General features: G+C 41.9%; 11 protein-coding genes. 1 reads left to right on the forward strand and 10 read right to left on the reverse strand.

Annotation, left to right across the window (positions count from 1 at the left end):
- Window positions 1-7: 7 nt before the first annotated feature.
- The 9 genes from ABD014_RS19285 to ABD014_RS19325 form a co-directional block, all read right to left on the reverse strand.
- Window positions 8-2473 (reverse strand): pPIWI_RE module domain-containing protein, encoded by a 2466-nt coding sequence (locus ABD014_RS19285; protein WP_343863838.1) that lies wholly within the window; start codon window positions 2471-2473, stop codon window positions 8-10.
- Window positions 2439-5555 (reverse strand): pPIWI_RE_Z domain-containing protein, encoded by a 3117-nt coding sequence (locus ABD014_RS19290; protein WP_343863841.1) that lies wholly within the window; start codon window positions 5553-5555, stop codon window positions 2439-2441. Before ABD014_RS19290 ends, ABD014_RS19285 begins: the two co-directional genes overlap by 35 nt.
- On the reverse strand, window positions 5552-6613 hold the full coding sequence (locus ABD014_RS19295; RefSeq protein WP_343863843.1) for a restriction endonuclease-related protein: 1062 nt from the start codon (window positions 6611-6613) through the stop codon (window positions 5552-5554). The genes ABD014_RS19290 and ABD014_RS19295 overlap by 4 nt, the downstream gene beginning before the upstream one ends.
- A 269-nt stretch (window positions 6614-6882) precedes the next feature.
- The gene (locus tag ABD014_RS19300) at window positions 6883-9936 is read right to left on the reverse strand and encodes a type III restriction-modification system endonuclease (RefSeq protein WP_343863845.1); all 3054 of its coding nucleotides are present in this window, start codon (window positions 9934-9936) and stop codon (window positions 6883-6885) included.
- A 15-nt stretch (window positions 9937-9951) separates the two neighbouring features.
- Window positions 9952-11886, reverse strand: coding sequence for a site-specific DNA-methyltransferase (locus ABD014_RS19305; protein WP_343863848.1), 1935 nt, complete (start codon window positions 11884-11886; stop codon window positions 9952-9954).
- Window positions 11887-11909: 23 nt separating this feature from the next.
- Window positions 11910-12566, reverse strand: a complete 657-nt coding sequence (locus ABD014_RS19310; protein WP_343863850.1) for a DUF4391 domain-containing protein — start codon at window positions 12564-12566, stop codon at window positions 11910-11912.
- Window positions 12563-15535, reverse strand: a complete 2973-nt coding sequence (locus tag ABD014_RS19315; RefSeq protein WP_343863853.1) for a helicase-related protein — start codon at window positions 15533-15535, stop codon at window positions 12563-12565. Before ABD014_RS19315 ends, ABD014_RS19310 begins: the two co-directional genes overlap by 4 nt.
- A gap of 521 nt (window positions 15536-16056) precedes the next feature.
- Window positions 16057-19362 (reverse strand): UvrD-helicase domain-containing protein, encoded by a 3306-nt coding sequence (locus tag ABD014_RS19320; protein ID WP_343863855.1) that lies wholly within the window; start codon window positions 19360-19362, stop codon window positions 16057-16059.
- Window positions 19355-22252 carry a PD-(D/E)XK nuclease family protein gene (locus ABD014_RS19325; protein ID WP_343863857.1) on the reverse strand — a complete coding sequence of 966 codons (2898 nt, stop codon included), beginning with the start codon at window positions 22250-22252 and terminating at the stop codon, window positions 19355-19357. Before ABD014_RS19325 ends, ABD014_RS19320 begins: the two co-directional genes overlap by 8 nt.
- Before the next feature lie 178 nt (window positions 22253-22430).
- On the opposite strand from ABD014_RS19325, the gene ABD014_RS19330 reads away from it, so the two are divergent.
- Window positions 22431-23090: a 3'-5' exonuclease gene (locus tag ABD014_RS19330; RefSeq protein ID WP_343863859.1), complete on the forward strand. Its 660-nt coding sequence runs from the start codon at window positions 22431-22433 to the stop codon at window positions 23088-23090.
- A 12-nt stretch (window positions 23091-23102) separates the two neighbouring features.
- Here ABD014_RS19330 and ABD014_RS19335 read toward each other — a convergent pair whose 3' ends face one another.
- Entirely contained in the window at window positions 23103-24059 is a 957-nt protein-coding gene (locus ABD014_RS19335; protein ID WP_343863861.1) for a helix-turn-helix transcriptional regulator, read from the reverse strand.
- Between the last annotated feature and the right edge of the window lie 102 nt (window positions 24060-24161).

The raw sequence follows: 24161 nt of genomic DNA on the forward strand, positions 1-24161 counted from the left end.
ATCCCCCTTAAAAAATTGTAATTTTCTCCTCCAACTCCACTTCTACCTCTTCGTCAAACTCAGCATCAACGTCGTAATCGTCCTCATTACCGGTAATATACTTCGACAATGAATTCAGAACACGCGTCGTATATGGAAAAATAGTGTGTTTATCATACGTTAATCCTATCCGTCTTAAATGATCCACGAATATCGCAAGTTCGTCCATTTCATCTTCATCTTTTGCTCCTAAAGGAATGTACTCTACTGCCCTTTGCTGGAGCAATTGCTTCGATGGGGATGAAAACTTGGTTGCGGCGTTATTGATACCACTCCACGCCCTTGGCCTTCCACCCACACCATAATAAACACCAATAGGATCTTTAAATATTCCTGAGGATTTATTAAACTCCTTCCGATCAATGATACGATATTGAGGAACATCGTCTGTTGCATTAATACGAATAAACTTTAATCTCGGCTCAGCGGATAACCGTTCATTGAAAATAGGCGTCTGATCCCTTTTTATTTGGGCATTGCCAATGGATTTCATCCACTTGTATCTGAGAGTAGCGTTCACTAAGACTATAAGTTGTTCTTTGCACCTGTCTAGCTCATTTTGAATTTCTTGCGTAATAAATGCTTCAAATACTTCGGCACTTCGATTTCCTTTCTGTGGATAATCAAGAAACTTAGCACTATCCATCCTCAAAGCAGCTTCTTGTAAGGACATCCATCCATCGATTCCTAGCAACTTTATGCTTAGGTCCGTTCCGGCTAACCTTGAGATAGCGGGTAAATATCTATTATCTGCTTTCAATATAGTAACGGATAACAACGTTCCAGGCACATAGATTTTACGGATGTTACCACTGAATAAGCCATAGTCATTAAGGAGATCCAGTACAGCATTAATAATCCGCGACAGATCATAGGTCTCATCATCAGTTAATGGATAAATAAATTGGGAAAGCCGTCCTGCTCTTTTCATTCCTTCTCTAATAGCTCTCTTTGGATCAGCCCCCTCTCTCCATTTATCTTTTTCATCGATTTCTACAAGTGCTATAACCGAATTTTCTCGTTGTTCTCCATTGGTTAATTGCTTGAAAATCTGATTGATACGTTTATTCTGTGCAAGTGATTTATCCTTATATCTATCTATTTCCAATTCAGCAACAATCCCCTCAGGATTACAATGGACGAGTTCAACAATAACTTCTTTATCACAATTCAGTTTGAAAAGAGAATCCGATCGTTGTTCAAGGATAACAACATCCTCAATTGATTTCTGGGCGGTAGTCAATACTTTTCTGACAGTCTCGAACATCTGTTCAGAACTATAGATCTCGATAGTTATTCGCTCTTCCTTCACGGCAACTATGGGAAAACGACTGTCATTCATACCTCTGCGAGAAATATCAGGGATAAGTGGAAGCTCCTTGGCACCGAATTCTACTAAGAAACTCTTTGCTAAATTATACAGCCCTCGCTTTTCAGAGAGTCCGATCCCTGCCTTTACACTATTTCCATGGAATAGATTATTATTTACCACATATGCCGTAATTTCTTGTGTCCCCTCAAACAAAACCCTTGTATCTACGAGTAAAGCGTCCGATTCAAAGGTCTTCCCATTTAATACATCCCAATACAATTCATCCAAGGCAGTTTCCCATCTAGTAAAGGAAGAGCCCCCTCCAAATTTTCTTTCAAATTTTAATTGGGAAAATGATTTATCCGAACTGGTAACATATGGATTTTTGACAGAAACAAGTACCGAACAAGCATGTCCTGATCGCATAAAGCATTTTCCATCTTCAATTTGCTCTTTACTCAAATATCTTCTTGTTCCTAATGAAATCGTTAATAAATATCTTCCAGCATCTCCACCACGAGTCTTTAAATCGAACCGAATCACATATGAGAACGGATCATGACGATTAGATTTCTGCAATGGATTTGAGATGCATTCATGTTTGCCGTTAAATATAATATGATAGAACTTCAACTCCTCGCGGAGTTCATCTCCTAGATCAAAAATTTTGGGATCTTGGCAGAACTTAATTGCTGCCATCCCAGGAACCCATTGGAAGTTATCCACAAATTCGTGTATATCACCAAAAGTACCAGAAACCCAAGCAGGTTTTGAGTCCCTTATATCCTGAGGTAACTCACTTATTGAATATCCTTTTAGATGAGCCAGCCATCCCAGAGTTAATTGTTTAATATACAACTCGGAGATAGGTTTAGTCGAAACTAACCATGGGTGATCATAACGGAGCACCTTATGGTTCGAATGAACACTAATAATCTCAGGAAATATGCTTTTAAGTTTCTTTCCTAAAGGCTCTACTTTATATGCAAGTTTATAATGATTATCAGAGCGCTCATTACTAAAAAACTTACGCCAGCTTTCAGGCATTTTCATATAATAAATCGCTTCGTCATAAAATAATGATTCATCAATTTCCAGAGCAAATAGTTCCATCTTCTTCATCGTTATGAACCTCCCGAATCATTTGATTTATTCCATGAATAAAAGGACTGTACAAACTATTAAATAAAGGATCGCTTTTATGTTTCTTCATGATTGCCGCCCAGCTATCTAGCATGGACATTCCTTCCTGCTTTCCAGCAGGCTTAGCATTAAATTTCGAATCACAGTAGAATACCCTAGCATCCTTACCGCCGCGCAATAATCGTCCTATCATTTGCCAAATAGGTATAAATGTAAACCATGCCATAACCTCTCTCTCAAAATCACTTAGAATCGACCAAAAGTCCGGTTTCTTATACATGGCTTCAAACTTGGTATTACTAATTTGCCGTAATTTAGACATCGCTTTATCGTAATTGATACCTTGCTGTGTTATTTGCTGTAAATAGCTTGGTAGATAGGCATGCAAACTCTGAACCAAATAATTCATATCATTAGGGATAGGATATGGACGTATCAAGAAAAAAACAGATCCGAATAATGCTTCTCCATTTTGATTCAATATATTATATCCTCTACCGACCGAATGGAGCGGAACAACTAGCAGTTCTGCCTTATCTTTATGGAATAACTCAATCATCGATCTTGGATATTGGTCCGCTTCTTGGCTTCTGTCTCTGGTGAGCAACTTGTACCTTTGTTCCCAATGATGGTCACTACGAAGTGCCCTACCGACAGTTGCCACATCATCATAAGAGTTTACAACTAATAGCACTCTTCTAGCGCTCCCCATTTGCTTCCAATAGTTCAATTCGTATTGAATGTCGGATTTAAGCAATTGAACCATTTCATATAGATGTCCGTTCCTTGTTTCTTCATCTCGAATTCCCGAAATCTCTAGAAAACCATTTTGACGGATGCTATATAGTGGCTGGAATGTCATATTCACTTTCGATGGATTTCGATCTGCCCTGAGCATCCAATTTGCCCCAGTATTCAAGTGATAATGCGCAGACTCAGGAGCATGACTTGTTCCAGATAGAAAAATAACCGACGGTCCTTGCTTCTGATCAGAGTCCTCGTATACACGATGCCAGTCATACAACAATAATCTGCCTACCCCTGTATATTCAATCAATTTAAATGCTCCGGTCGTGTCCCCATCTTTCAAATCATATTTATAGCCTATCATGGTGCCTGTCATAGCTTCCTTCATAAATGGTTGATAATCTTTCTGCATTGTAAACAATGGAGAAAAATCTGCAGATATCCCTAACTTTGGTTGAACCATTGCAAACGAAGTCAGGATAAATTTAATGCATTCTTCCGCTCTGCATAAATAGATGAAGAACTCTAACTGCGCGTAAAATAAATTCTGGTTAACCCGGGGCTGAATACTCCCCTTTAGCTTCTTGTCTACAATCTTAACAAGCAGATTTTGCTTCTCTTCTGGTATATCCGTCTCAATGAGTTCATCAACAATACTTGATAGAACATGGTCTTTATACGGATCACTCGCATAATCAGTCAGAAGTTTTTGAATTTTCTGCTGCATTTTCGTGTTGCTAGAAATTTTCTTGCTTAATGAATCCACCAACGCTCCAACTCGAATAAGCTTATGGCTAATATTTTTGCGCAATGTTAAAGAATAATTTAATTTATAGTAAATCCTCCAAATCATTTGATCCAATTGACGAAGCTTATCCTTCCATTCATTTACTACTGGATCACCAGCGAACTGGCTATACTTTCCGCTAGTCAATTGGTTTGTCTCAAATAGTAACTGTTCGAAAATATCTTCTACATTGCCGAACACATTATATTCTGATAAAAATGTATCTTCGAATTGTTTCTGAACTTCATCTGCCTCGTCTACGAATATAATATCCATCAAGTCGTACATGGCTTCATAAACCGTTCTCTCAAGAGGATCTATCATGGCAGGTATTCTTGTCTTGAGAACACTTGCTGACGTAGCCACCCATACATCTGCATCTTCTAGTCTTGAGAGATCGCGATACACACCACATTGACTCACAAGCGGGCATTTTACGGCTCTGCTGCCTTGCTTAAGTTGAGTACAGGGATAACTATTGTTTCGCTCGTAATCCTCGGAAAATGCCTTGATAATACAAACATCTGACAGATGCTGGAGATCTTCATATTTATCCTTAGACCAATCGCTAATTTCAGAAATTTCCCCAGAATTAGCGAATAAATAGTTCTCCTGATGATGCCTTCTTGACGACCTGCCAATGATCGGGATCGCATTGATACCTAGCTCACGAAGAACTTTGACACGCTCTATCACTTGCGACACACTGCCTTCGATAAATCCAATCCTGGCACCTTCCTGCTTCACAAGACGATATGTCTCCATAAGCATGAAGGTTGATTTCCCTGCTCCCAATGCGCCGCCAATATGCTGATTCCCTCTATAATGGAATTCTTCAATTCCGTCCATAGACTCTAGCACAACCGAACTAGCTCTGTTCAACCAAGTTGAGGAGTTGCCGATCTCTCTGTCCATTTCCATAGCTAATGAGGTTCCCTCAAAAGGCAGTTTTAGACTAAGGTCCTTTTTCTCACGATAGGAAGGTAATAAACGTTGCTCTATATCCATTAATGATTCAGGTATACTTCCGGAAAACTTCTGGAGCACTCCTCCTCTAACCACTCTTGAATATTCATATTTTCCGTGAATTGCAAATGGAGTATCATTAAACTCTCGCGGAATCGGTTTATTTAAAATTTGTTTGTAAATGGACTGTCTGTTAATCAAAACTCGCGGTACTTTTTTCTCGGCATTGCCTTCTTCATCGATATCAAACAAACGGTATTTCGATTCTATAGTCCGATAAACTTGAATTCTTCGGTTTAATATCTTCTTACTCTTCAACTCAGGAAATAATATTCTAAGACGAACTGCAGTATCCTTACGATCAATGTTCCTTAATACTGGCTCATTATAACCGGTTAATACTGACCAAGCTTGATCGACACGCAGAGAAGAATCAATCATGCCACAACCCGTAATAAAAAGTTCCAAACTTATCAATGTCCAAATTTCAGATTTAGGAAGCTCAAGTGAGAGAAACTCTTTATTTATTTCATCCGTTAGGTCCCAAAAATTTCTTCTCAAAAGAACGCCTCCTTTAACTTATCTTCCACTTCATGTTCCATAATGATCCTGATGAATTTTCTCGTACTTTCTTTAAGGAAACCAGATGTTCTCTTACCGTATGAAGGGTACACAACCTCCCGATATTTAGGTACAACAACAAAGACTTGTTCCTCATACTTTTCCAAATAAGACAATTGTTTCTGGTTAAAATAATTTGCCAACATCCATGGACTCTTAAAATCTTTAACATCAAGCAGTATCCTATGATTATCCTGTGAAACTGCCAGATCATATTCATCAATGTTGGGATACAGTGCCACTTCGTACCCTTTCCGTTGTAAGGAATCGGCGAGCTTCAATTCAGAGAGTCCAGGCAATAGGACATACCTCTGAATACCTGGAAGTAATCGATAGACACGTTCATCTCTATAGTCATATTGAGTTAGTCTTTCAAAATCAGCTAATGCATGACATATATCTTCTTTGTTACATCGCCATTGACCTTGCTTATATTCAAGCGTCCAGCCACAATGTGGACACTTACGGTAATTAGCTAAGTCTGAAGTTATTTCCTCATAGCAATGACGTATAAGTATACTTAGTTCACGATCTCGAAAAGATTCAGCGAATTGAGCAAGTTGAAATGCGGATAACACAGCATTCATTGGTTGAGACAAAAATGTACGGATCTGCGTATACTCCGTCTGTAAATTCCGACTCTCATCTCTACAAAATTTTAAGATGGTATACATATTTCTTTGCTGCGCTTCATCAGGTGATATATATGTATTGATAAAATCCTCTGCATCAGGGGTAATACCGATGAATTCCTCAACCAGCGAAGCTTCTTCTGGATAGTATTCTACTAACCCCTCAATTCCCCACTCTCTTGACGGCTCATGCAGAATTTGAAGCAGACTATGCAAATCAGTTGGAATTTTGCCTCCTGATCTTGCAGCTTCTTCTATGAACATTAGCATCCCCTTATGCAGTTCCTCCGGGATCTGTGAATACTGATCTGACCATTTTTGTAATCCGATGATAAGGTAATATAGCATATCTTGAATTTTATTCATTGGACACGCTCCTCAAAGGTACTTATCCAGCATTGTAACTCAATGATTAGACAACAAGTTGTCATAGAATGTATGTTCTATATGAAAAACGAGAATTAATTGACTTTAACATTGTCAAATTAATTCTCGTATTTTAGTCAATGTACTCACTTGAAAAACCTATCGATCAATATTAGTTCAACATTATATATATTTCTCCCCTAAACGAATGTTAATTCGAAGATAAGCCGAGGATCAAATAAAAAAGCTCGGCATTGTGTAGATGTACATTATCCTTTTACGATCTCCATTAACTTCTCATAACTATTAACCACATCGTACTTCAACTGATCCGAATTCAGCTTAGCAAAATGCCGCCGAGCACATTCGATCTTTGCCTTCTCGACTTCACGTAGCTCCATGGAGTCTAAAGAACCTTTCGTCTCAGCAATAAAGTAAATGTGCTTGACGTCGCCTTCTTTGAACACGATTGCCCAGTCTGGATTGTAGTCGCCGACTGGAGTCGGGATGTAGAAGCCTCTCGGCAGCTTGGCATATATGTTTACTTCCTTGCTTGTATCCAGCTCTTTCGCGAAAGCTCGCTCGATCTTGGAATCTGTCACCACATAGTCGTAGATGTGCTTATCAACAGCTATCGAATTTTGACCAAGCTGTCCCTTCAGTGTGTTCTTCGTGAACACATCCGTAGAGAACGTATCATTGATCACATCGTAAGTGATGGATTCAATAATGGTCGTCGCTTTCTGCTCATTGATCAGTCTGGATGCCCGAATAATAAACTCCTCAGGATTCTTCTGGAATAACATAAATTTAGCCTGTGTGATGCCTTTCAAGATAGCAGCGATCGTTTTCCTAGTGAGCTTCGTTTCATCCATCATCTTACCGATCAAGTCGTACTTAATCTTAGATATCGCAGGTCCGTGAACATATTCTGTCTGCGTCTCCCGCTGTATGAACGCTCCACCTTGCTTCAGTTGATCACCGGATTCGATCTCGTTCATTTCCCCGTGCTTGATGGAATAACGTATGGAGGGAACGTCCAAGCTCATATCAATCGCCATGACACACTTCCGTACCAACTCTTCTGTGTCGAACTGAACCGTATATACCGATCTCTTATTGATCCGGTTCCATAATTCCTTGAACTCCTTCTTGTAGAAGTTGCTGTTCACTGTGATGGATGGAATCGTATCTTTTCGATCGTCGTTCGTCATATCCGATTTACCTTCAACATAGATCGATTTGACAAGTTCGATTAGCTGCTCTTGATATGCATTCAACTCATCGGGTAGTTTAATAGTTTGTTCTTCTACGGCAGCAAAGTAGGCATCCGTCAGATTGTAGTCATCATCGGTATAGCCGTTACGAATGAATGCATTTTGCAGCTTGGTCGCGAGTCTATCGTCAATCTTCAGTTGTTCACCGCGGGCATTCACAAGGACTTTTTCCAAGAAGAAGCCATTGTCCGCCTTGCGTGGGCGATCCGATAATATAGCAGCAATCTCACTTTGAAGTTGCTTGGCAAATTGCTCATAGGATTCACTGGCTACAACAGTCAAAGCATTGATCTCATGAACATCAATACCCGGAATACTGGAATCAATCCGTTCACCATACTGATTCACGCATAATCGCAGTCCACGTCCAACCTCTTGACGCTTCTTGATCGTGGAATCGCTATACTTGAGCGTGCAAATCTGAAATACGTTCGGGTTGTCCCAGCCTTCTTTCAATGCCGAGTGAGAGAAAATAAACCGTGTCGGTTCCTCGAAGCTGAGAAGACGTTCCTTGTCCCGCATGATCAGGTCGTACGCATCTACATCATCAGAATCGGTTTCTCTGGCTGATACTTTAGAATCTATAAACCGACTGCTTTTTTTATCGATCGAAAAGTATCCCTTGTGCGTATCCTTCACTCGGATTGCATTCAAATATTGAATATAAGGATCATCCGCAAACAGTGACAATTGTTCATTCAGGAGTTCCATGTATTCTTCTTCAAAGATATCTGCATAATCACCGTTTTGTTCGTTGCCGTCTTTATCATACTGCCGATACTTGGCAACTTCGTCGATGAAGAATAATGAGAGCACTTTAATCCCTTTATGGAACAATACCCGCTCTTTCTCGAAATGAGACTTCAGTGTCTCCCGAATCTGGATTCGACGGAAATGAAGTTCACTGACATCGCCCTGCGCTTCTCCAGCATACAAGGAAACACCATTAGTGAAGCTGATGCTGTTATTCTGTCCGTTGATTTCGGATACTTGGTAGCCTTTATACTGCTCTAAATTGTCGGATAAATCGTAGAGTCTATCGCCCGTTTTAATCTTTCTTGACACTTTGGTTAATCCAGTTTTGGTACGTTTTTCATATTCAAGACGTGCTACAGGAGCATGCTTGTCACTGACATCAATGCCTTCAAGGTATACGTAACTGTTCGTTCCACTTGTACCTTTGACCGAGATGCCTTTTACGCTAATCTTCTTGACCAGCTTCATGTTGTATGCATCCAAAGCATCAAGACGATATACTTTGTTGTAATCTTCCCGATGAGTTGCCGAATATCGAAGCGTGAACAACGGTTTGAAATCTTTCAAAGCCTCTTTTGTTTTCTGACCTTCTACAGATTGAGGCTCATCGATGATCAGAATCGGGTTGGTGCTCGCAATAACATCAATTGGACGCCGGGAGTTAAAGTCATCTAGTTCCATGGATATTCTTCTTGCATCCTTACCTCTCGCATTAAATGCCTGAGAGTTAATAATCATGACGTTGATCCCAGCATCGCTGGCAAACTTCTCAATGTGATGCAACTGCTTCGAGTTGTAAACAAAATATCGAGCTTTGGAGCCATACTCCGCCATGAAGTGATCTTCAGTGATCTGAAATGTCTTAAGTACCCCTTCGCGAATAGCGATAGAAGGCACTACAATGATGAATTTGCTCCAACCGTACTTCTTATATAACTCGAACATGGTACGGATATAGGTGTATGTCTTACCCGTACCAGTTTCCATTTCAACCGTCAAATTAAATTTGCCTTCAAGTCGTTCAGACAATTTCAATCCATTATTACGTTGTGTCGATTGGATATTATGCAAGACTTCTTGATCAATCAACTTGATAGGATTGTTTTTGAATCCATATTCGGATTCATTGCCTGTTGTTTGTTGAAATAGATCTCCCATTTCCACACTCTTCTGTCGCCGACCTTTATCAAGCGTAAAACGAGAAGATTCGTTGGGTTGTCCTTGAAATACGTCAACAATGCTCTTCACCGCATCCAATTGAAACTGCTGATGTTTAAATTTAATTTTCATCGCTGTTCATCCTCCTTACAACACTTGAATTTCAGTGCTTGGGGAGAGTAGCTTGAACAGTTCTTCAACATTGATACGAGCAGAATCATCACTGAAAGAACTATCACGGAATACAACGCGAAGAGGTTGATCCTCAGCGATTTTTTTGATGACTGACTCCGATACCTCATCATCGAAGCAAGCAATCAAGGAGTTGCCTGCAACATAATGGACGGTTTTACCTTGAATTTCTTTGGATTCCATAGGTAGTGAAAGCTCTAGTCCGCACTCCAGAATCACTTGTATGAGCAAGTCCTCGCCAGTACGATCTTCCTTGATATTCGATGCCACATCGTCCAGATTCAATTGGCCCAAACTGTCCGGCGTGTAGTACACATCCTTCATGTTGCTAGAGTCCACTCGATATACACGGAATCCGTAGTCAATGTCTGCTCCTGTTTCTTCTTTTATTTTCTTAGCAGCACGGCGGATGCGTTCCTTTCCAATTTCACATATATTAAGATAGCCATCTTTAAATGCGTCTGAGTTCTCATTTGTTTTCTGAGGGACTTGAATCATTATATACTTTCTATTACCTTCGTCCTCTGCATTCAGTTTCATTACTGCATCGGCGGTAGTTGCCGAACCCGAAAAGAAATCAAGTACAATGTCCTCTTTACCACAAGATAGTTCAATTATCTGGCGAATAAGATGCGTTGGTTTAGGAAAGTCAAAGTATTTGGATAATCCTAACTCACCTAATTCTACTGTACCTTTTTCAGTTATGAACTCCGTCTCTGTCCAAATAGATTTGGGTGTATAGGTGCTTTTTCTATATTTTTCATATATATTAAAACCTCCGTCCCTCTTCTTCTTTGCAACTACATTACTTTTTTTAGTATCAACATTTGAATTTTTCAATAATAACTGCTTGCCCCAACGCCAGCAACTTTCTCCACCAATTGAGTTCAATGGTGTCACACCTATAGTGAAATGCTCATCGCAATTTAATGAAACGGGAGAGAATCCATCGCTATCTACAATACTTTCATTAACATATACGGAATAAAACAAATTCGGTCTATTAAACTTACCAAATTTGGGGTTCCTATTCCTGAGTTCTCTGATATTAAATTTCCCTAATTCATCTTCATAATTCAAGTCGAAATTCTCGTCAGTTTTCTCAAGTTCATTGAATTCAGTATCCGGATTTTTCGTGTATATCAGTAGATATTCATGAGTTTTTGAAATTTGCTTGTAAGTATGACCCCGCTTATTCGATTGTACTATGACTTGTGCAAAAAAGTTGCTTTCACCAAACACATGATCACATAGTCTTCTGACATTTATTATTTCATTGTCATCTATACTAATAAATATGGCACCATCTTCACTTAGTAAGTTCCTTGCTATCTTGAGTCTCGAATACATCATCGTCAGCCAATCACTATGAAAGCGGCCATTAGATTCAGTATTTTGAAAAAGCTTATTACCTTCATCATCAATTTGTCCGGATTCTTCAAGATACTCTTCTGCGGACTCTTTGTAATCGTCCTTGTAAATAAAATCCTTTCCAGTATTATATGGAGGATCAATATATACTAGTTTGATTTTATTTAAATAAGATTCTTGCAGTAACTTAAGTACTTCAAGGTTATCGCCTTCGAGGTAAAGATTTTGTGTATTCTCCCAGTTGACACTATTTTCTTTGACAGGTCGTAGCGTTTTATCAATAGAGGTATTGGCCAAAATGATAGCCTCTTTCTTCCCAGGCCACGTCAATTGATACCGTTCTTTTTCACCTTCAACAAGGTAGTCGGACAATTCCTGTCTCAACAAATCAAAATCAACCGCTCGTTTGATTTTTCCTTGTTCATCCCTTGCCTCAGTGATTACGTTAGGGAATAGCTCTGCAATCTTATCGATATTGACCTGAGTCAAATCAGTAGATTTCATTGTCAATTTATTCATTATTCAATTAAACCTCCAGTTACTTAGTCGAGAAGTTGATTCAGTTGTTTACGTTTTTGTTGCAGTTCCATATTCATTTCGACCTTTCGATTGAACTGCTTTTCACTGCGAATCCTGGATTCTAGCCGTTGACATTCTAGCGTTAGCTTATCTATGCTGGCTTGTCGCTCCAGAACAGTTGTAAGATCAATTTCCGGCTTCGAGTTAATCGGCAGCAGTTGACGGATGATATTTTCGTAGACCGTCTTTAAATCAAGTCCTTGAACAATGTTCAGCTTAACATCTTCTTCTGGCTGCCACTCTGATTCATGATAGGAACGTACAACAAATCGATTATCGTCGGTTTGATTCCGTTCCTTGTAGGCGATAGCGAGTTTTACCTGATCCTCGTAAATAATGACATGCAGAATGGGATATGGGATCGCCTTATCGATGCTCCGCAACAGATCAAGTGAGTATGTTCGCTCCTTCAAGTGAATCTCAAACACCTGAACTTCCTCAATGTCATCTTTCGGTTCCAGACGGATCGTTTCTTTAGATAGTTTGTGCTTCCAGATGATCGATTCGACTTGCTCAGTAAACAGTTCCTTCAGGTGCTGATTCGCATGGAGCTTCTCATAGAATTTGTTCTTCGGAATCTTACGATTCACAAGTGTACTTGTTGGTAATTGAAGCATCATGCATTCACCTGCCGAATGACAACAAAAGTAATGAGTTCAAAATCTTCAAGCCCTTTGACCGAATCGATTAATGCTGTTGTGCCTCCTGAGCTGAACAAGCTATCCAGATCGCCTTCTTCCTTCACCTGAACAATGGAGCGAATTGCTTCCTCCAGCAGCATGGAGTAGGCATCCATCCTCCTACCGTCTTTGGTCGCTTGATTGAAGCTACGGCATGCATCTAGAACGGGTTCTGCTTGTCCTCTACATAGAGCACGCAAGACATCGAGTGTCTTTTTGACATCCATATGATTAATTACGACTTCACTATCATCACTCATGTAGACCAGATAGAAGGGGTGCAGACGATTCTGCTTGTCCGGGTTCAATTCTTCATTCACATTGCGAAGAACGAATATGACGCCAGGTTTAACACCTTTATCTTCATCAGCAGAAACAACGGTATGCAATCCGCTTGGCACGGTATCGAGTTCACCATTCTCTTTAACGTAGTTCACCAAATCCATACGGAAATCATTAAGCCCTAAGTCCGTTATGGATACTCCCGTATTCATGTCATCCAGATCGACAACTTCCTTCTGCAAGCGATTAAGCTGCTGCTTCCGGTATTCTAGATCGCTGGACTGATTAAACAAGACGTTATCGTCGCCAGTTGCTGTCATATCCATGATCACCATACGATTCTCAACACGTTCTTTCAATTGAATGTATTCATCCAGCGTCATGTTGGGCCAAAAGTTCACCAACTGAATAGATTTATTTTGGGAGCCAATCCGATCAATTCGCCCAAACCGCTGGATAATTCGTACCGGATTCCAGTGGATATCATAATTGATGAGAAAATCGCAATCCTGCAAGTTTTGCCCCTCAGAGATGCAATCGGACGCAATAAGTAGATCGATTTCTCCTTTTACATCAGGCATTATCAGTTTCTTTTCCTTAGATCGCGGCGAGAAGCAGGTAAGCAAGGTACTGATGTCATTTCGCAACCCAGCGGTATTCTTATTCTCATCGCTCCCGACAATTTTGGCGGTATCCATATTGTATTTTAATTTCATGTATTTGGATAAATGGGTGTACAAGTATCCCACTGTATCGGTGAAAGCACTAAATATGATGACCTTTCGATTGTTCGAATTGATTGGCTCACTGATTTTTTGATCGATGACTTGTTTCAAAGTATTCAATTTCTCATCATGTTCAGGCGTTATTTTCTGCATTTCTTCGTGAAGGTTAGACAGAATATTGTAGTCGCTCGCCAAGTCTTCTTTCCATCGAAGCACGTCCATATCGGAAAGATTAATCTTAATCGTATCTCCGATGGAAAAGTCATCATCAAGCCAGTCGTCATCATCGAGACTAGCATCTTCTATTTCAGTGTATTCAACTGGATCTGATTTTCCACTTTGCTCATAAGCCTCAATTCTCTCCAGTGTCTGACCCAGCTTGGAAATAATCTTGGACAGCGTCAACCGAAACGACTCTACTGAGCTTTCTAGCCGTTTAAGCAAGTTGATCCTCATTAGAAGCTGCAAGCTGCCTTCCCGATCCAACTGCTTGAAGCTCCCGCTTCCACCCTTAACACTTGTATCGTATAGTTCTTCATACTTTCGCAAGCGACTTGGTTGAATATACTTGAACGGAGCATAGATGCCGAGATTAATTCTGGACAACTCCATAAAGATATCATTATAACCTATTACATCCGTTCTGTCGGTCAGATCACAAAACTTGGATATAGGCGGCAGCCTCTTAGGGAATTCACCAATCTCCTCTGATTTGTAATACTTCTGAATATGCTTGCGAGAACGAGCGATAGTCAGACTGTCCAACAGCTCGAAGAAGTCGAAATCCAACATACCAAGCAGCGTCTCTGTCGTCCGTTCGGTTGCATCCAGCTTGGACCATTGGTTAAAGGCCGATTGGGCCCGCTTAAAGATGTCATTGATGCCTCTCTCAGTGCCCAGTTTATTATTGATTTCTTCAGGATTCCCCTCGTATGCCAAAGCGAGCTGATTGCGGAGATCCATGAACTTATTGTTCACCGGGGTTGCCGACAACATCAATACTTTAGTCTTGACGCCGCTCTTCAGTACTTTCCGCATCAGCTTCTGATACCTTGTCTCCTTGTCTTTCTTCGCTTCGTTATTGCGGAAATTGTGTGATTCGTCTATCACGAGCAGATCATAGTTACCCCAGTTCAGCCTGTCTAGTGGAATGTCGTTAGATTTGCCTCTCTCACGGGAAATGTCTGTATGATAAAGTACATCGTATCTTAGTCGGTCAGCGTACAAAATATTATTGGTCACGTTCTGTTTATAAGTGAGCCAGTTATCGGCAAGCTTCTTCGGACACAGTAATAAGACTGATTTGTTACGAAGTTCATAGTATTTGATGATCCCAAGAGCAGAGAATGTTTTACCTAAACCTACGCTATCGGCAAGAATGCATCCATTATATTTTTCCAGCTTATTGATCGCACCAAGTACAGCGTCTTTCTGGAAGTGGTAGAGACGTTTCCAAATTTCCGTTTCCTTGAAGCCGGTTGCTTCGTTTGGCAGTATATCTTCTGTAATGTCTGACAAGAATTCATTAAAGATATTATATAGAATGACATAATAAATAAACTCAGGAGAGTTCTCTCTATACACAGATGAAATATGCTCTGCTACCTGATCTGTAACGTCTTCAAGCTTACTCTTATCGTTCCAAACCTGATCGAATAATTCAAAGTACATTTTTGTAAATGGAGCCTCGTTTACCTTATTGACCATCTTTGAAAGAGCATTACCTTTCTCATAGCCAAGGTCAACCGTGGTAAATCCATCTAACGGCATGTAAGTTATCGATTCGTCTACAACTTGTAGATTTACCATCCCCTGCATGGTTCCCGACGTACGGTTAGATTTGAATGTAACTTTCCTCCGAATCCAGTCGCCGCACTCCTTTGCAATAGATTTCAACGTCATTTCATTCCTAAGTCGTATTTCGAAATCTGTTCCGTACAAACTTTTTTCGCGGCTACGCTTAGGTATGTAAAACTCACGTTGTTCCTTGTTGAAGCTATCAGCAACAAACGAAGGCGAAGTGAAAATGAACCGTACTTCATCTACGTGACTCAACTCTTTTAATAAAGCCTCATACGCATATATTGAAAAACATGAAGCCGCTATTGATAACTTTGACCCTTTTTTAATTGAGTGTTTCAGATCATCCCCAAGGAGCTTATCGATATTATTAATGACTTCCGTAATTCTCACCTCTTATCTTTGCAACGGCTGCATTCATTTTTAGTTCGACATGATATCCGGGATCCCTGTATAAATAGGTCTATGATCCTATATTACATAACAATGCACATATGTAATATAGCTAATTGCTACTGTTGAATTGTGAATGCAAAATTCAGGGTACAAGATAAAATGAGTGAAAATAGGAATTCCATTCTGGAATCCCTCCTATTTTTAAAGTCTATCACATTCCCTCAGTACTAGTCATTGCTCGTCTCCCAACTCCCCAACTGAACAAAATACAACCCAGCCTCTTTCACCTTGAAGCCAAAAGAGCGTTCCCACTCTGTCGCATAAGCCTCAACCTGAGGCCGGTAGAAATCAATAAACTGCAGCAAATTCTCCTTCGTTACACTATCCGTCTTGAAATCGACGATCACCCAGCCGTCCTCTTCCTCGAACAGGAAGTCGATCACTCCACGAACGTAGACATGCTCTAAGGAACATGTATCCTCCGCTGTGGCCGCAGCTTCTTGTTTGGCATCTCCAGCATCACTAAACATACTAACTTCATCAGCCCTTTTACGGATCATCATCGGCACTTCGAACAAGCGGCGACGGGCACGCAAGCTGCGTTGCCACAGATCGCTGGCCAGCAAATTCCGTATAAGCCCAGTTGCAGCTTGTATATGTTCATTTGCCAAACCTTCTTCTGAGGATAACAAGGAAATTGCCTCCTCTAGTTCCGCTTCCGGCAGGCCTTTTCCCACCATCTCTATCGCTCTGTGAACAACACTGCCAAAGGCTATGCCTTTGCCTTCTGCGGACCACTCTGGCTTAACGCCGATGGCTTTGGTCTGACCTGTAACTGATATTACGGCATAGGTTGGCTTACTAATCTTATCCAGAATTTGTTGCCGGGCTTCAGCCTCTCTTGACAGATCCGGTCCCGTGGTCAACTCGTCCTTCTTTTCTGGCTGAATCTCCGGCACTTCCAGTTCACGTACGGATTCCATTCCCTCCACAAGCGATGTCCAAGGGCACTTTGCTGGCTGCTCTGGATACAGGCTGATTACCAGCATTTGCTTCGGACGGGTCGCGGCGACATATAGCAGCCGATCCTTCTCCGCGTTGGAGAAAGCACGCTCTCGCTCATTCATCACACTCCAACCGACAGGTTGGGCAATCATCTCTCTGCTGTACTCTCCTGTTGCCTTACTGATCGTAAAGTAACCTGCGGCCGGATCCGAGGAGCGGTCAATATATTGTGTTGCATCATGGTCAGCTTCCCCGCAAGGACAAGCCAGGAATACAATCGGTGCTTCCAATCCTTTAGCCTTGTGCAAGTTCATAATCCGTACAGCTTGATTACCTCCAGCATACAGACTTGATGTTTCCATCCCTCGATCAGCAAGCATTCGCTCAATAGATCGGCATAATTCCGACCAATTTGAGCTCAATATTGGATCTGCATGTAATAGCTGCAGCATTCTCACCAGCGTCCCTGCACGAACAGACCCGGCTGACAGTGTTGATACATACGACAATATGCCGAGATCTTCCACAATTCTACCAATCGCAGCCGCCGCGCTTAGTGTGCGAACCCACATTTTATATTTCTTAAGCCTTTGCAGTACCTTGGCAACCGACCTAGCCTCATCACTACATTCGTCTAACGATGGCAAATCAAATAATGAGAACCGAAATCCCTCTTGCTTATAGGCCCACAACTGGCGGTCGCTCAAGCCAAATAGCATTCCCCTCATAACTGCAAGCAAAGCTGGTTTATCCGCAGAGTCTTCCAAGCAGCGCGCTAACTGCCATAGTGCCCGTTGTTCTTCATAGACAGTTGTACTTCCTGAAGTATCTGTAGGAACACCGTAGAGATCTAACTGCTCCGCATATAGATGGATGAATTCACGTGTCTTCGTTAATATCAGAAAATCGCCCGGAACCGCGTCTCGAGTCCCACCGTCACGCTCTGCAATTTTCAAATTTCCGCGTTGACACGCCCAAGAGATATATCTGGCAATCTGCTCGGCATCCGTTTGAGCGGCTACAGCCTTACCTCCCGGCATCTTAGGATAATTAAGCTCGAAGATACCATGTGGCGTATGAATGGATTCCGCAGGGGTAGGTCTGTGTGTCTCCATCGTCACGAATGCAGCCTGAACCTCCGTCTCTGTTGGCGGCAGTTTACCGTTAAATTGATCATTAATGAAATCACCGATAGAGTGTACTGAGCGGAAATTAGCCTTTAACTGCAGCACAGCGCCGCATGCTTGAATCCGGTTCTTTACTTCGTTATAGATTGAAATATCCGCTCTTCTGAAGCGATAAATCGACTGCTTAGGGTCACCTACCACGAATAAGGAGCCTGGTCTAGGCGTAAGCTGGCGCCAATCTCTTTGGTAATCCCCGTCCTCTGAATCACCTGTGAGCAGGAACATCAATTCGGCCTGAATCGGGTCAGTATCCTGAAATTCATCGACAAGTAGCTTCTGATACCGCTCAGCAAAATAGTCTCTTACTTCAGCATTTTCTCGTACTAGTCTGGTGGCCTGCATAAGCAGGTCCTGGAAATTCAGTTTCCCCACAGCATGCCGCCGATCTTCATAAAAGACAAGCGCCGGCTGTACGAACTGTATCAGCTTCGGGTACATATATTCATACCACTCTTGAAGGAACGGGGTTAGCACATTAATCTGCCATTCAGGGAAACGTTTCTTCATCTCACTTGCTTGTTCTTTGGATGTCCATCTATTAAGCGTAACATCAAGTTTACGATTAAAATCCTTGGCTATCTCGAGAATTCGCATATCATCCGACAGATCTATATAACGCATCTTCTGACGCGTCTGTCGGACAAGCCTTTGTACTGTATCCCATCCTTTTTCTGGTTCAGACGACGGTATATACAGGGCAGCAATATCGAGTAGAGGGAACAGAGTTTCTCGAATTCGGTCAAAATTAGGCCACTCGCGTTCTTCGCAAGGAAGCTTGACATCCGTAAACAAAGACACTCGATCATATACGCCTCGAAGAGTATTAACATCTACACCAAGCGACATCAGTTGTTCGAATTGTTGCCGTGTATTCTCGCTCATTTCAGCCAAATATTGATCCCAGCAATTTACCCGGAACATTGCATCGGTCTCTTCATCCATTTCTTCAAATGAAGGATCAAGCCCTGCCTCGATCGGACGCTCGCGTAAAATTGAGCCACAGAACGAGTGGATTGTCCCAATGAACATCAGATCAAGATTGCTCAGCGCCAAAGAGAGTCGCTCGCCTATCAACGAATCTGAAGATTTCCTACAAGCCTCTTCTAATGCCAGTTGAAAACGTCCCTTCATCTCATCCGCTGCTTTATTCGTGAATGTTATAGCAGCAATCTGGTCAACCCTAATTCCAGATTCAATCAGCGCAAGAAGCCTCCCTACTAAGCTAGTTGTCTTTCCAGATCCCGCCCCTGCCTCGATGAGTAGCGTCGTATCCAAATCCGAAAGTATCCGATCGCGCTCCGCCTGATCTGTAAGCACCGTCAACATATCATGTTCACTCAATTCCCTCCACCTCCAGCAACTTACTTAGGATATGAGCATTATCTGGTGACTTCCGTTTTCTAGCCATCGATTCCGGGTGAGACTGGCACACTGCTTGATAATCACACTTCTCACATAGCTTCGAATCTTTGGTCGGAATATAGATGCCACGATCCCGGGACTCAAGCAGTTGTGCGACAATGCCGGCCAGTTCTTCCCTTCGATCCTGAACCCGCTTCACAGACTCCCCTCGACCTCGTTCCGTTGGAAAATAATACACAGCTTCAACTACTCTGGCTTCAGAGTCCATTCCTGTCTTGCGAAGCCATTGTTCTACCGCAACAGAATACAGTGCATGCTGAAGTTGTGTTCCTCCGCTAAAATACTCCAAGGCCTTGTATTTTCTCGTATTTCCTGTCTTGTAATCGAGAATCCGATACTCATGAGGGCCAATCCGATCTACTCTATCAACGAATCCTTTCAATCTTATGCTCATGCCGCCGAATAGATCGACATTCATAGGTTCTCCATTAGCTAAAGTCAGATCTAATTCGAAGAAGCACGGCTGGTCCACGTTGAGTCTTTCATGGTGATAGAAGATTTCTACATCGCGTCTGACCTCTTCACATTCCTTTTCAAAGACATGAAGATTAGGAACCGGAATAGATGTCGCATTCTCCTTGATCACTGTCTCCGTAATTTCAAACAATCGTTCTCTATTATGATCTGCTTGTTTCCTCCCCTGATTAGTAGCTTCCTCCATATACCTTCTAAAAATATCATGCAGCAAAGATCCCCGTTCACTTGCTTGTAACCATCGAGTAGAATCAAATTTAACTATATCCTTCGACTGAAGCTTCAAGACATAATAGAAATAGTAGTACATTCCGCAACTCGCATACTTCTCCAATTGACTTGCACTGATAAAATGCTTGTTCAAAACCTCACTTGAATCATTAGAATTCAAGAAAATATCTACGTCGAGCCAACCATCGTAAGCGGAGAGCTCTGCTTCCAAACGAAGCTTCCGAGCTTGATCACCTTGGGCCAGATCAGGATAAGTTTGAAGCATCGCTCGCCATCCATCTCTACGTTTACCATTCGTATCCTGTAGCAATCTAGACCAAGTGTCGATCCCATCAAGTGGAACAGGTTGCTTGACTATATGCATGACATCTATAACGCCGAAGGGCTCACCTAATAAATGCTCCAAATCCCCAAAATCCAGGCCCATTTCCCCTGTCTGTAATCGCAGAACTTGAAGCATCTCATAAGCAGGACTTTGGTTCTTCTGCTCCCCTATATCGTAAGAAGAGTAGCTTAGCCACAATTCTCCCTTCATTTGCGACAATCGGGATTCCCGTTCACTCCTTACCCTCTTTGCACGTTCGAAGGCAGGCTCCAAATGCTCTGATAATGCATGACGTTCCGTATCCAGTAGAAGGGGGTCTTGCACTGCAGGTATGCTCCAAGCCCTCTCGTCCATCCCTGCAATCCAGGTTCGATTTCTCCCGCTCCATCCCCCATTCTGCATTGAACTAATATGAACTGCACCTGGTCTCGGTGTTGCGGAGAAGTTTATCCGTACTTCACTGATCATCTCTTGAACATACCGAATAGCTAAATCAATGGACATCGGTTCAGACAGACTAGCGTCGCATCGATTCGCCATCTCTTGTAGCATACTCTTGACATTTGCATCATCTTGCGACCGTATTGGTACATACTTCTGAAGAAAATTCGATAACCAGCCTAGCAGAAATAACGGATTCCACTCATTTCTATCGGGCAACCCCTTAAACCATTCATTTATATATGTAAATAAAATAGCACCTTGGTCCCGTAGTTTCTCGCTCAGCTTCTCTGGACTAAGGGCTGTATAATATCTCTCCTTGCCCCAACCAATACCAGACTTCTCCAAGATTTGAACCCACTCTGCCCGAGACCAGCGATCGTCAGGGAACTCCAAATAACCATGTCGATACATTTCAGCAAGCTTATTCACCGGGAAGTCTTCTGCCAGCCAGTCAAGCATGCCCATAACTACTTTTCCCGCAACAGAGAAAGTCAGTGGCAACCCGTTTGAGAGCGTACAATCGATTCCAAGTGTCTCAGTAAGTGAATACACAACAGGGGCATAGCGCTCATAATCGGATAGAATAATCTCTGTTCTGTCCAGAGATTCGGGTTCCGACAGGATTCTACGTAATCCCTCCCGAATTTCTGCAAAACTCCCGGTAGCACGGAACATAGTGAACTGATTATCCTGGAAATGTTCACTCACATAGAAAGGAGAATCTAAATCAAGCAAGACTACACGACCACCTGATAACTTTTGAACCATTTTAGATTCTACATATGTCCACCCTGTTGGATTTAATGCCAAATAAACTGTATTCTCAACTACAGGGTTCAAATATTCTATAACCCCAGCAAAGTCTGCCCGGTAATGTTCATGAAGATATGATTCATACCGTGCGAGCAAATGCTTCAAATACTCTCCTTTATCGGAATTCATGAAGCTCTCCCTGGTCATGTCCTCAGATCGAATGCCCGCCATTCTCAATTCTGAAATTGCACGAAATACATGATTCACAATGCCGGGCTTCAACATGGATTCTGTGATGTAACCCGCTGGCTCTTCTACAGTCAATTGCTTCATCAAGCGACGTATAACCCAAAATTTCTCTCCTTCTTCGAGCAGACTAATTTTTCTGCGGAATAACTCCAGTTTGACTTTATCAGTGACAATACCTTGAAGGGTCTGAACATTCACATTAAAAATAGCTCCGTAGCGTTTGCATACACGTTCAAGCAACTGATGTCCCTGCGCATAAGAGCTAACTAACAGAACCACCTGGGACCATCTGTCTTCGTTGATCTTCTGATACAACCGATCTATCAAATCCATATCTGTTCCCCCTATGATTAACATAGTCTTATGTTACAGCTTCCTATTGGCAGTAACGTGTCAGCGAATGTACGTTCTAGAAGGAGTTGTGCTCAAGACGAACACCCATTCTCTGACAACCCTCTTACACTCCTCTTTGTTAAGCTGCCCTTAATAAATCATGAGAGGAGTACCCCATATGTCAACGTACATCATATTCGATTTAGAATTTACGGTCGTTCGCAACCATCATCATCTAGCAGATATTATTGAAATCGGGGCAATCAAGTGTAGAGAACGAGATGGCACGCCCGTTATAACCGACAGATTTCAATCTTATGTAAAGCCATCCCGGCAATATAAGTTAACACCGGAGACCACACCGTTTACAGGAATTACTCAGGAGCAGGTGGATCAAGCCCCCTCTTTTCCTGAAATGTTGGAAGCCTTTCTAGAATGGATTGGGGACGACGTCTATTATCTCTGTGCATGGGGACCAGACGATAAATACCAGATGATCCAGCATTGCCGTTATCACAATATCCCCTTGGATTGTCTACAAAAATATAACGACATTCAGCTCGCATTCACTCGGCTTCACAGTCCCGATCATAGACAGAGGTTCGGACTGAAGAGAGCTCTGGATCTACTGCAACTTCCATTTGTCGGAGAACCCCACCGTGCATTGAATGATGCCTTTAATACAGCAGTCATCTTCTCTTCAATCTTTCCTAATATCATCATAGTTGAGAACAATGCTGCGAAAGAACAACTGTACGTCTCGGAACTGGTGTATTCAACGGGCCAGGAGGAGAACCTTCCATTCAGTCAACTGGCTAAGCTGCTAGGAATGGCGTGATAGCGTCATTCCTTATTCTTGCTCATATAACTTCCCCCATTGGCTCAACCGTTCCTTCATAAACTTCCTGTAGGACGTTGGCGCCAATATCTCAGCATCTGGCCCGTACTGGCTGACCCAATTGATAAACTCCCGGTCATGATTCAATGTCACCTCGAACAGAAGGCTTCCATCCGGTAAATCTGTCATTCTTGGTCGTACGAACATTTCCTCTTCTTTTATGTAACGTGCTACATTCGGTGAGAATTTCACTTTGAATTGGATATTCTGATCCCTACGTTCAATCGACCAAGTATTCTTCAGATAACTCTTAATATTGAAATCTCCACGATTAAATTTGCGACTGGTGATCTCCATAGAACGAATTCTGCTTAGTCGAAATGTACGGATATTCTCCGCCTGATGACAATACCCTATTAAATAGAAGCGCTGTTCTCTTGGAACAAGGTAGTATGGATCAATTTCACGTTCAGTTTGCTCATTTCGGCTCTGCGTATGGTAAATAGCCGTAATGGTCTTCTCCTCGACAATCGCTTGGATCACTTGAAAGAGATAATTGGGCGCATCTTCCCGATATGCCGGAGAACCCATCTGAATAATGTCTGTAACTTGCTGTAAAATTTCCCGGTCTCTGCTCTTCTGTCGAAGATGAGCCGCCATCACCTTGTCATAAGCTGTATCGAATCCAGGCGGCATATTACTCTGATCAACAAAAGAAGGCAGCAAAGAAAACACCATCGCCTCCTGCTGTGTCCAGTTAAACGGAAATAAGGCAAAATCCCCTGCGAATGTATATCCCTTTCCATATCCGTTATTCGTAATTGGTGCTAGAACATCGAGTGAACGCAGATCCCGATAGATCGTCCTCTCATCCGTCTCACATCTGTCCGCTAGTTCCTTGGCATTAATTCCAGGCCTTGCTTGAATAGCGTAAATTATCTTAAACCATCTGAACAATTTGTCTGACATAGTTCAAATCTCCTATTTCGAGTTTCGTTATTATATACATACTTCGACGATTACTATATATGTCCTTCCAAAGTACTGGAGATCATTAGTCAATAATAGATT

The organism is Paenibacillus motobuensis (genome assembly GCF_039521865.1).
Lineage (GTDB): Bacteria > Bacillota > Bacilli > Paenibacillales > Paenibacillaceae > Fontibacillus > Fontibacillus motobuensis.

What these genes read in the sequence shown, in the direction of transcription:
- ABD014_RS19305 (WP_343863848.1), bottom strand. Translation starts at nt 11,886, where the DNA reads ATGAATAAATTGACAATGAAATCTACTGATTTGACTCAGGTCAATATC.
- ABD014_RS19300 (WP_343863845.1), bottom strand. Translation starts at nt 9,936, where the DNA reads ATGAAAATTAAATTTAAACATCAGCAGTTTCAATTGGATGCGGTGAAG.
- ABD014_RS19325 (WP_343863857.1), bottom strand. Translation starts at nt 22,252, where the DNA reads ATGGATTTGATAGATCGGTTGTATCAGAAGATCAACGAAGACAGATGG.
- ABD014_RS19335 (WP_343863861.1), bottom strand. Translation starts at nt 24,059, where the DNA reads ATGTCAGACAAATTGTTCAGATGGTTTAAGATAATTTACGCTATTCAA.
- ABD014_RS19285 (WP_343863838.1), bottom strand. Translation starts at nt 2,473, where the DNA reads ATGAAGAAGATGGAACTATTTGCTCTGGAAATTGATGAATCATTATTT.
- ABD014_RS19295 (WP_343863843.1), bottom strand. Translation starts at nt 6,613, where the DNA reads ATGAATAAAATTCAAGATATGCTATATTACCTTATCATCGGATTACAA.
- ABD014_RS19310 (WP_343863850.1), bottom strand. Translation starts at nt 12,566, where the DNA reads ATGATGCTTCAATTACCAACAAGTACACTTGTGAATCGTAAGATTCCG.
- ABD014_RS19330 (WP_343863859.1), top strand. Translation starts at nt 22,431, where the DNA reads ATGTCAACGTACATCATATTCGATTTAGAATTTACGGTCGTTCGCAAC.
- ABD014_RS19315 (WP_343863853.1), bottom strand. Translation starts at nt 15,535, where the DNA reads ATGACGTTGAAATCTATTGCAAAGGAGTGCGGCGACTGGATTCGGAGG.